The organism is Arthrobacter rhombi, assembly GCF_900163545.1.
In the GTDB taxonomy this organism is placed as follows: Bacteria; Actinomycetota; Actinomycetes; order Actinomycetales; family Micrococcaceae; genus Arthrobacter_H; species Arthrobacter_H rhombi_A.
The window spans coordinates 19,305-28,406 of the sequence record NZ_FUHW01000042.1 but is presented as its reverse complement, the minus strand read 5'-3'; the positions used below and the strand labels follow the sequence as shown (position 1 = coordinate 28,406).

The following is a 9,102-nucleotide window of genomic DNA, read 5'->3' as shown; positions in this document are numbered from 1 at the left end:
AACCTCTCTATTCGTCGGCAGCGTCAGTTGTGTTTATGTGAGAGACCGCACCCTGGCCTCCGGCGACGAAATCGTCCAACGACTCCCCTGGCGGTGGGGTGTCCAAGGCAAGATCTTCATCATCGGCGGGCTCGGCTTCATGTTCGATGCCTGGGATGTCACCCTCAATGGCGCCCTCATCCCGTTGGTCATGCAGGAATGGGGGCTGGAACGCACGACGGCGGCCTGGCTGGGTACCGCCAATTTGATCGGCATGGCCCTGGGCGCCTTCCTCTGGGGCACCATTGCGGACCGGGTCGGCCGGCGCAAAGCCTTCACCTGGACCCTGCTGATCTTTTCCATCTTCACGGTGGCCGGGGCGCTGTCCCCGAACTTCGTCTTCTTTGCCGCCTGCAGGTTCCTCGCAGGTCTGGGCCTGGGTGGCTGCATCCCCGTGGACTATGCCCTCGTCGGCGAATTCACCCCTGCCCGGCACCGCGGGAGGGTCTTGACCGCCATGGACGGGTGGTGGCCGGTCGGTGCCGCCGCGGCCTTCTTCGTTTCAGCGGTCATCCAGGCCGGCACCGGGAACTGGCGGTTGATCCTCTTGGTCATGGTCCTGCCGGCCTTGTTGGTCTTCTGGATCCGTAGTTCGGTCCCTGAATCCCCGCTCTTCCTGGTCCGGGCGGGCCGCCAGCGTGAGGCCTCCCGGGTGATTGACGGCCTGGTCCGCCGCACCGGGGCGATCGTCGAGCCCTATACGCTGCCCTCGGCAAGTTCGGTGCCACGGTTATCCGCCGGAGCATGGTTCGACCAGTTGCGGCGGGTCTGGGCCTTCAACTGGCACATCACGGCCATCGCGTGGTCGCTCTTCCTCTCCGTCTTGCTCGTCTACTATCTGGCGCTGACCTGGATGCCCTCGATTCTCCTCGAGGCAGGTATGGGTGAATCGGCTGCCCTGTTCAGCACCGCTGGCATGGCAGCCGTCGGCCTGGCCGGCGTGGTGCTGGCTGCTGTGCTCGTCGAACGGGTCGGCCGCAAATGGCTGCTGGGAATCACCGGGCCCTTGGCCGCCCTGGTCTTGGTCCTCGTTGCCCTCTCCCTGTCCCAACCGCATCTGGCCGTGGCCTGGCTGCTGGTCTTCGGGTTCATCATCCAGATCGCCATCCCGGTGCTGTACACCTATGTCTCCGAGCTCTACCCGACCGAACTGCGTGGCTCCGGATTCGGCTGGGCCTCTTCCTTCAGCCGACTCGGTGCCGGTTTTGGACCACTGCTCTTTGCCTGGTTGTGGCCGGTCGTCGGGCTGGCCAATTCCTTCCTCGTGGCCGGCGGGCTGGTCCTGCTGGCTGTCATCTGGATGGCGCTGCGCGCCCCGGAAACCCGGGGCGCCGTCCTGCGCTGAAGCCCGGCCCCGCAGACCATTCCCACCCCAGCAGGGCGCAGCTACACTGACCGTAATGGGGCCATGCCCCGATGAACGGGGCGGGTCCCCGGTCGCGATCAGTGGAGGCAACAGATGTTGGATCCGGATTTTTCCGGCCAGTCCGGGCAGCACACCGGCCGATTCATCGTGGTGTTCGACGAGGATGATCCGGACCCCATGGACCTGCTGGCCACCGGCGGCATGACCCGGGTGGCGGACACCCGTGATCTGGCGGCACTGTCCACCTCCGCGGAGCGGGCGGAAGCTGCCCGGCAAGGGCAAGGAACGTACTTCGCCGAACTGGGCATGGCCGTCGTCGCCGCGGAGGACGCCCAGTTGGAGAGCTTGCGGGTCAGTTCGGCCGCAACCCAGCGGGGCATGCACTACTACCCGGAGCTGATCCACCACATCCTCGAACCGGGCCCGAGCGGACGGCACCGCTCCGAGGCGCCAGCCGGGGACCTTTCCCCCACAGCCCCCGGTTCCGCCCGCCAGGCACCGGCCGACGGCTTCGCTGATACCGCCGAATTCACGTGGGGTTTGCAGGCCACCGGCGCCGCGACCTCCGAAGCCTCCGGGGAGGGCATCAAGGTCGCCGTCTTGGACACCGGCTTCGATGCCGGCCATCCAGATTTCGCGGGGCGGGCCGTCGTCGTTGAATCCTTTGTCGACGGCGAGGATGCCCAGGACGGGCACGGACATGGCACCCACTGCATCGGGACCTCCTGCGGACCGCGCACCCCCGATACCGGCCCCGGATACGGGGTGGCCTACGCCGCGGAGATCTATGCCGGAAAGGTCTTGGGCGCTTCGGGCTCCGGTGGCGATGCGGGAATCCTGGCGGGAATCGATTGGGCCATCTCCCAGGGCTGCGCCGTGATCTCCCTGTCGCTGGGCGCCGATGTCGCCGAGGTCCATCCGCCCTATGTGGCCGCAGGAAAGCGGGCGCTGGCCCGGGGCACACTGATCATCGCCGCTGCCGGCAATAATGCCGAACGCTCCGCCGGAAACCCCGGATTCGTGGGGACTCCCGCCAACAGCCCCTACATCATGGCCGTGGGCGCCGTCGATCAGCAGCTGGCCATCGCCGACTTCTCGGCCCGCTCCGGGGCCAATGAGGGTGGGCAGGTCGACGTCGCCGGTCCCGGTGTCGAGGTGTATTCCTCGTGGCCCATGCCCCAGCGGTACAACACGATCAGTGGAACCAGCATGGCTACCCCTCATGCTGCCGGCGTCGCCGCAGTTCTGGCAGCCTCCACCGGTCTGCGGGGCCGGGAGCTCTGGGCCGAACTGGTGCAGGGTTGCGAACGTTTGGACGCGGCGTCCGCGGATGTCGGGGCCGGGCTGGTCCGGGCCCCGCAGCCGGAAGCCCCCGTAGACGAGGACGAGGCAGGGACCCCGGCCTCATCGGAAACCCTCCCCCGATGAGCCAACGCGTGACCGTGACACTGACCGAACCCTATGCCGAGAGGTCGGCCGAAGTCGCCGAGCAATTGGCCACCGCGGGGATGACCGTCGAACGGGTGCTCCCGACCTTGGCGATGGTCACTGGCACCATAGCGCCGGAGCGTTTGGCCGGGCTGGAAGCCATCGGTGGCGTCGCCTCCGTCACCGCCGAACAGATCTACCACCTACCTGACCCGGACTCCGGCCTCCAGTAGCCGGTCAACACGTGGTCCCGCCACCGGGGAAGGTGGCGGGGCCGCTCCTTCACCCCACTGCCGCCCCGGGGAAGGTCTCAGCTTCCTTGGCGGGCTGCCAAGGACGCCAGCGTTTCGATGAGGAGGGTGCGTTCGGCAACCTTGATCCGCTCGTGCAGGGTGTCCTCGGTGTCCTCTGCGCGGACCTCCACGGCGCGTTGGGCCAGAATGGGACCGGTATCGACTCCGGTATCGGCGATATGCACCGTACACCCGGTGACCTTCACCCCGTAGGCCAGGGCGTCACGGACCCCGTGGGCGCCGGGGAAGGCTGGCAGCAGGGCAGGATGAGTGTTGAGGTAGGTCCCCTCAAAGGCGTTGATGAACTCTTCCCCGACGATGCGCATGAACCCCGAGGACACCACATAGTCCGGGGCGTAGGACCGGCATTTCACTGTGAGGTCGTGGTTCCAGGCGGCACGGTCGGTGTAGTCCTTGAACGACACTTCGAAGGTGTCGATCCCTGCGGCGGCGGAACGCTGAACTCCCCCGGTTCCGCGACGGTCCGCACCGACAGCGGCGATCTCCACGTCCAGCTGCCCGCTCTGGACCGCGTCGATCACTGCTTGGAGGTTGGAGCCGGTACCGGATACGAGGATCACAATGCGCATGCCACCAGTTTAGGTGCTTCGGCGGACCGGACTAGGCTATTGGCATGCCCGCACCAGAAGAGGACGTTGCACAGCGTCTTGCCGCCGTGAGCGGATGGATCCGAGCCGTCGTGCTCTTTGTTTTGTTCTCCTACCTTCTCTCCTCTGTGGTCCTGCCCTGGAAGATTGCTTCGGTGGCCTTCGGGGTGGCCGGCATCGTGGCCGGCATCGTCGCTTCGGTGAAGGTCTTCCGACGCAAGCTGCCCGGCGTACTCCGGATCACGCTGCCGTTGGCCACCGTGGCGTGCCTGCTGTTCACGGTTTCGACCACAACCCAGGTCATCTTTTACCAGCCAACAGCCGACTATGAGCAGTGCATGGCCGATACGGTCACCGAGCGTTCCCAGGCCCAGTGCAAACACGATTACGACCAGAAACTGTCCACCCTCCAAGGAGTGATCGGATCATGACCAGCCAGTCCTCACCCACACCGGATCACCACAGCCAACCAGCCCCCGACACCAAGGACTGGACCTGGACGATCGAGCGGGCCTGCCCCGAATGCGGGACCGACGTTTCGGCGCTAAGCCCCCAGGACATCGCCATCGCCTTGCGGACCTGTCTGCCCCGGTGGGCGACGGTTCTGCACCGTGAAGACGTTGCCGTGCGCCCCGAGCCGGCCGTCTGGAGCCCGCTGGAATATGCTGCGCATGTGCGCGACGTGTTCAAGGTGATGCATTACCGGCTGGATCTGATGCATGCCCAGGATGGTCCGACGTTCCCCGACTGGGATCAGGATGCTACCTCCCTGGAGGACGGGTATGCCCATCAGTCACCCCAGGTCATCTCCACCCAGCTCGCTGCTGCGGGCCGCGGCCTCGCCGATGCCTTCGATTCGGTCCTGAAACGGGATCTGAACCGCACCGGGCTGCGCGGCAACGGTGCCGCGTTCACGGTTGAAACCCTGGCCCGGTACACCTGGCATGATATTGCCCATCATCTGCATGATGTGAACGGCTGAGGGCCGCGGACGGGTTAGTCCTCCAGCACCGGATCACGTTCTAGCAGCGGGGCCATCAGGTAGCCGATGATGACTCCGATGCCTACCTCTCCGGCCAGCAGCACGGCGGTCATCCACAGGTTGGGGCCCACCTCGGTCAGGCGGCCGATGCCCAGCGAACCGCCGGCCAGCCAGCTTCCGGCGAGGGAGAACACACCGGTCGAGATGCCGATGAACAGCCCCAACAGCACGGTGGACAGGGCCAAGGACAGCCAGCGGGCGTTCAGCCGCATCGAGAGCCAGTCCTCGAAGTGGTTCTCCCCTTCGCGGAGGAACCACCAGCCGGCCAGAATGCCGGCCACAACGGGTAGCAGCATAAACGCCCACGCCGGTCCGAGGTCCCCCGCCGGCAAGGCTCCGAGGAACGGTATCGCCGGTAGCGGTCCGACGGCGGTGCTCAGGGGTCCCAGGGTGCTGCCGACGCCCAGGGTGATGCCGCCACCGCTGATCCAGGCCAGGGCCCAGAGAGCCAGGTTGGGCATCATGCCCAGCTGGGCGATGGTCAGCACCGAACCGCCGACCGGCCCCGGCTGGAGTTGCTGGTAGATATTGGAGATGTCGAGCCAGTGCATCCCCAAAGTGACTGTCAAGGCCAGTGCCGCCAGGGCGAAGGCCGCCACATAGCCGAGCAGTCCGGCCCGAATAACCGACCAGAGGTAGGAACCGGCCCACCGTGAATGCTGGCTGGTCGCGGCGATCCATTCGACGAAGTCCACGCCGATGAGCCGCCCCCACGACCCGGCTTCGCGCCGCGACCCGATCACGACGCCGAGCCCGGCGGGGAGCAACGGGATCAGTGCCGCGGCCCCCAAGTTCACCTCGACCTCTTCGGTGGGCACCGCGAAGCCGGTGATCAGTCCCACCAGCAGGTAGGCGCCCAACGCCCCGGCGATGCCTTGCCAGAGCTGGTCGGTATAGGAGGCCCTGGCGATGCGCCGGCCCGAACGCCAGGCCAGGAAGAACGGGATGAGTGTCAAGCCCAAGGGGATGATGGTGAGCATCCCCGTGGAGACGATCGGAGATGCGTCCCCCGCCAGCGACAGCTGCAAGGGAACACCGTGGATCAACAACCAGACTTGGCCGCACATCCTGAACACGGAGTCCAAGGTCCGTTCGGCGAAACCGCCAGCAAACCAGACGCCTACCAACGGCACCACCACCAGCACTGCCGAGAGGAAGGCGCACTGGATAAATTCGAGGGCTCCTTGAAGCCACAGCGGCATCGGCAGGCCTTCGCTGAACGACTCCCGCCATGAGGCCATGGCTTCCCGACCACGCGCCGCCCGTGGAGCCCGCGCTTTCTCCGGGCCGGCCCCGGACTGCTGGTCTTTTTTCATCGTCTCAATCGTGCCACTTGGCGTCCCCGATCCGGGCGAGCGACGCGACTCGGGCTGAAGAGTGCCACGACGCCAGGGGGTCGGAACCCGAATCAGTAGCTGTCCGGGGCGGAGTCTTTCGACGCCGGAACGAACTTCCCGGCCAGTGCCTCGGTCCCGCGGGCAAGCACCGCCACATCGGCTCCGACCCCCACAAAGTCGGCCCCGGTATCCATATAGCGCAGCGCCGCTTTCTTCTCGAAGGCGTTGACCCCCACGAATTTTCCGGCGGCCTTCACCCGGGCCATCGTGGCATCAACGGCCTCCACGACCCGGCGGTGACCTTGTTGGCCAATCAGGCCCATCGACGCTGCCAGGTCGGAGGGTCCAATGAAGATCCCGTCGACGCCCTCGACCTCAGCGATCTGCGCCGCATTGGCCACCGCTTCGGCAGATTCGATTTGGACGATCAGCGTGATCGTATCCGAGGCGCGCTCGAGATAGCCGGGGATCCGGTTCCACCGCGCCGAACGGGCCAGCGCGGATCCGACACCGCGAACCCCTCGGGGCGGATACCTCACGGCTGCCACGGCGGCCTGGGCGTCTTCAACGGTATGCACCATCGGGATGATGAGTGTCTGGGCTCCGATGTCGAGGTACTGCTTGATCAGCACCGTGTCGTTCACCGCCGGACGGACCACCGGGATGACGGGGTAGCCGCGCACTGCCTGGAGCTGGGCCAACACCGTTTCGGGCGAATTCGGTGAATGCTCGGCGTCGATGAACACCCAATCGAATCCGGCGCCGGCGCAGATCTCTGCCACCACAGGCGATGCCGAACAGATCCAGATGCCGGCCAGCGGACGGTCGGCCGTGGCCAGCACGTCCTTGAAGGACGGATCGGGCTCTACGCGAAATGACATGTAATCGTTCCCAGCTCTCCATAGTCGGCGAAGACGGTGTCTCCCTCATTGACCCACATCGGGCGGGTGAAGGAACCGGCCAGGATGATTTCACCCGCCTTGAGGCCGTCACCGTGCGGGGCAATCTTATTGGCCAGCCAATGCACCCCGGAAGCCGGGTGGTTCAGCACCCCGGCGGCGACGCCAGTCTCCTCTACGACGTGGTTCTTGTACAGGATCGCCGCAACCCAGCGCAGATCCACTGCGTCGGGGGCGACGGGGCGTCCGCCCAGAACCATGGCGCCCATGGCGGCGTTATCGCTGATGGTGTCCACAATCGTCCGCCCCTCCATTTCGATCCGTGAATCCAGGATCTCCAGGGCGGGGGTGACGTATTCGGTGGCGCGCAGCACGTCGAAAATCGTGGCGTTGGGGCCGGTGATGTCCTCCTTGAGGACAAAGGCCAACTCCACTTCGACCCGCGGATGGGTGTACTGCTTCCATTCGATGCTCGAGGCGTTCTCCAACACCATGTCATCGAAGATGATCCCGTAGTCGGGTTCGGTGATCCCGGTGGCGGCCTGCATGGCCCGTGAGGTGAGGCCGATCTTGCGGCCCGCCAGGCGTCTCCCGGCGGCTTCATGACGTTCGCGCCATAAGTTCTGGACCCGGTAGGAATCCTCGATGGTCATCTCCGGATACCGCGAGGTCAGCCGCTTGACCGGGGTGCGGCTGCGGCCGGCCTCGACCAATTCGTCGGCGATGGAAGTGATGGTCTCATCGTTGAGCATGTCGGAAAAACCTTCCTGATCCTGTCGGGCGGAGGGGCTGCGGGACGGTGATGGGCACGTGATGCCGTCCACCCACATCCTGCAGACATCGTATACGATCCACCGCGTGACGGACGTCATATCCCGACTTCCATCGTGCCCCGAAATCCTGCATCCGCACCATGGCGGCGGCCCACCCCCGAAACCTCGACCGCAGAGCACTTTCGCAGGCCCCCGCAGCTAGACGTATCCGTTGCACGGCGTTAACGTGGAAGGCAGGTGCACGGCCTTGAAGTCGTCGGCCGGCACCACGACTCCACGGAGTCGCTACCTCAGCAAAACCGATGAGAGGAATGCGCAATGGGTTTGGGAGACAAGATGTCCAATAAGGCCGAGGAGCTCTCGGGCAAGGCCAAGGAAACATTTGGCAAGGCCACTGACGACGAAGGAATGCAGGCAGAAGGCGTGGGCGATCAGGCCAGCGCCGGCGCCAAGCAGGCAGGCGAGCACGTCAAGGACGCCGCGAAGGACGTCAAGGACGGCTTCACCGACAAGTAAGTCAAAGCACGACGGCGGCGCTGGATTGGCTCACGGCATCTTCCCTTGAGGGGGTCTTGGAACGTGGGCGTGCCTGGCGTTAGCGGTTGAATGGACGTGAGGGGCGGACCGATTGGTCCGCCCCTCACGCGCGTCTGCGGATTTTTAGGTTTCGGGCCGGATATCGGCGAGCAGCTGTTCGAACGGCAGCGATTCCAGCGGGTCCTGGTGTGCCACCGAGACCCCATGTCGGCTGCCCAACGCTCTGGCCAGTTCGGCACCTGCCCGGTCGGAGCGCTCTGCCAATGCTCCGGTCCCACTGCTGTGGCCCCAGTCCCCGGGGGCAGCGAAGACCGCGGTGGGCATGGTGTTGGCCCTCAGGTAGCCGAAGATGGGACGCATGACATAGTCGATCACCATCGAATGCCGTGAGGAACCTCCCGTGGCGGCCAGCAGGACGGGCTTATCGTCCAGGATGGTGGGATCAAGGACGTCGAGGAAGGATTTGAATAAGCCGCTGACCGAGGCGGTGAACACGGGACTGACGGCAATCAAGGCGTCGGCCGAGCCCACCTGCTCAATCGCCTTCGCCACATCAGGGGAAACCCATCCGGAAACCATGGCCTTGGCGATATCCACGCCCAACTCGCGTAGCTCGATGACGAAAACTTCCGTGTCGATTCCGTCGCCAGCCAGGGCGGCGACCGCGGATCTGGCCAACTGATCACCGAGCATCCGCGACGAAGAGGGAACTCCTAGTCCACCAGAAACGACGACGATCGATGCGCCCATGAGGGCCTCCTGCCACTTAATTTGGTTCTC

11 protein-coding genes are annotated in these 9,102 nt (G+C 65.4%); 6 read left to right on the top strand and 5 right to left on the bottom strand.

Annotated features, from left to right (window positions below):
- The first annotated feature begins 37 nt into the window (after positions 1-37).
- The 3 genes from FM101_RS12685 to FM101_RS12675 all read left to right on the top strand — a co-directional run bounded on the left by FM101_RS12685 (position 38) and on the right by FM101_RS12675 (position 3,066).
- Positions 38-1,384, top strand: a complete 1,347-nt coding sequence (locus tag FM101_RS12685) for an MFS transporter (RefSeq protein WP_245806700.1) — start codon at positions 38-40, stop codon at positions 1,382-1,384.
- A gap of 114 nt (positions 1,385-1,498) precedes the next feature.
- On the top strand, positions 1,499-2,833 hold the full coding sequence (locus tag FM101_RS12680) for a S8 family serine peptidase (RefSeq protein ID WP_087000217.1): 1,335 nt from the start codon (positions 1,499-1,501) through the stop codon (positions 2,831-2,833).
- A complete protein-coding gene (locus FM101_RS12675; protein ID WP_087000215.1) occupies positions 2,830-3,066 on the top strand; it encodes a hypothetical protein in 237 nt (78 codons plus the stop codon). Before FM101_RS12680 ends, FM101_RS12675 begins: the two co-directional genes overlap by 4 nt.
- A 77-nt stretch (positions 3,067-3,143) precedes the next feature.
- Here the strand turns inward: FM101_RS12675 and purN are convergent, their stop codons facing one another.
- On the bottom strand, positions 3,144-3,716 hold the full coding sequence (gene purN / locus FM101_RS12670; protein WP_087000214.1) for a phosphoribosylglycinamide formyltransferase: 573 nt from the start codon (positions 3,714-3,716) through the stop codon (positions 3,144-3,146).
- Between the two features lie 44 nt (positions 3,717-3,760).
- Here purN and FM101_RS12665 point away from each other — a divergent pair, with 44 nt between their 5' ends.
- On the top strand, positions 3,761-4,165 hold the full coding sequence (locus FM101_RS12665) for a hypothetical protein (RefSeq protein WP_087000211.1): 405 nt from the start codon (positions 3,761-3,763) through the stop codon (positions 4,163-4,165).
- Positions 4,162-4,716, top strand: a complete 555-nt coding sequence (locus FM101_RS12660; protein ID WP_087000209.1) for a DinB family protein — start codon at positions 4,162-4,164, stop codon at positions 4,714-4,716. Before FM101_RS12665 ends, FM101_RS12660 begins: the two co-directional genes overlap by 4 nt.
- A gap of 14 nt (positions 4,717-4,730) precedes the next feature.
- On the opposite strand, the gene FM101_RS12655 is transcribed toward FM101_RS12660, so the two are convergent.
- The 3 genes from FM101_RS12655 to hpaH all read right to left on the bottom strand — a co-directional run bounded on the left by FM101_RS12655 (position 4,731) and on the right by hpaH (position 7,764).
- Complete coding sequence (locus FM101_RS12655; protein ID WP_087000207.1) at positions 4,731-6,017, bottom strand: cell division protein PerM; 1,287 nt, start codon at positions 6,015-6,017, stop codon at positions 4,731-4,733.
- A 167-nt stretch (positions 6,018-6,184) separates the two neighbouring features.
- Positions 6,185-6,994, bottom strand: coding sequence for an HpcH/HpaI aldolase family protein (locus tag FM101_RS12650; RefSeq protein WP_087000205.1), 810 nt, complete (start codon positions 6,992-6,994; stop codon positions 6,185-6,187).
- Positions 6,979-7,764, bottom strand: a complete 786-nt coding sequence (gene hpaH, locus FM101_RS12645) for a 2-oxo-hept-4-ene-1,7-dioate hydratase (protein WP_087000223.1) — start codon at positions 7,762-7,764, stop codon at positions 6,979-6,981. The genes FM101_RS12650 and hpaH overlap by 16 nt, the downstream gene beginning before the upstream one ends.
- Before the next feature lie 339 nt (positions 7,765-8,103).
- Between hpaH and FM101_RS12640 the strand changes: the two genes are divergently transcribed.
- Entirely contained in the window at positions 8,104-8,301 is a 198-nt protein-coding gene (locus FM101_RS12640; RefSeq protein WP_087000203.1) for a CsbD family protein, read from the top strand.
- A 144-nt stretch (positions 8,302-8,445) separates the two neighbouring features.
- Here the strand turns inward: FM101_RS12640 and FM101_RS12635 are convergent, their stop codons facing one another.
- A complete protein-coding gene (locus FM101_RS12635; RefSeq protein ID WP_087000201.1) occupies positions 8,446-9,072 on the bottom strand; it encodes a CE1759 family FMN reductase in 627 nt (208 codons plus the stop codon).
- Between the last annotated feature and the right edge of the window lie 30 nt (positions 9,073-9,102).

Coding starts and splice junctions, on each gene's coding strand:
- FM101_RS12680 (WP_087000217.1), top strand. CDS start 1,499: ATGTTGGATCCGGATTTTTCCGGCCAGTCCGGGCAGCACACCGGCCGA.
- FM101_RS12675 (WP_087000215.1), top strand. CDS start 2,830: ATGAGCCAACGCGTGACCGTGACACTGACCGAACCCTATGCCGAGAGG.
- purN (WP_087000214.1), bottom strand. CDS start 3,716: ATGCGCATTGTGATCCTCGTATCCGGTACCGGCTCCAACCTCCAAGCA.
- FM101_RS12665 (WP_087000211.1), top strand. CDS start 3,761: ATGCCCGCACCAGAAGAGGACGTTGCACAGCGTCTTGCCGCCGTGAGC.
- FM101_RS12660 (WP_087000209.1), top strand. CDS start 4,162: ATGACCAGCCAGTCCTCACCCACACCGGATCACCACAGCCAACCAGCC.
- FM101_RS12655 (WP_087000207.1), bottom strand. CDS start 6,017: ATGGCCTCATGGCGGGAGTCGTTCAGCGAAGGCCTGCCGATGCCGCTG.
- FM101_RS12650 (WP_087000205.1), bottom strand. CDS start 6,994: ATGTCATTTCGCGTAGAGCCCGATCCGTCCTTCAAGGACGTGCTGGCC.
- hpaH (WP_087000223.1), bottom strand. CDS start 7,764: ATGCTCAACGATGAGACCATCACTTCCATCGCCGACGAATTGGTCGAG.
- FM101_RS12640 (WP_087000203.1), top strand. CDS start 8,104: ATGGGTTTGGGAGACAAGATGTCCAATAAGGCCGAGGAGCTCTCGGGC.
- FM101_RS12635 (WP_087000201.1), bottom strand. CDS start 9,072: ATGGGCGCATCGATCGTCGTCGTTTCTGGTGGACTAGGAGTTCCCTCT.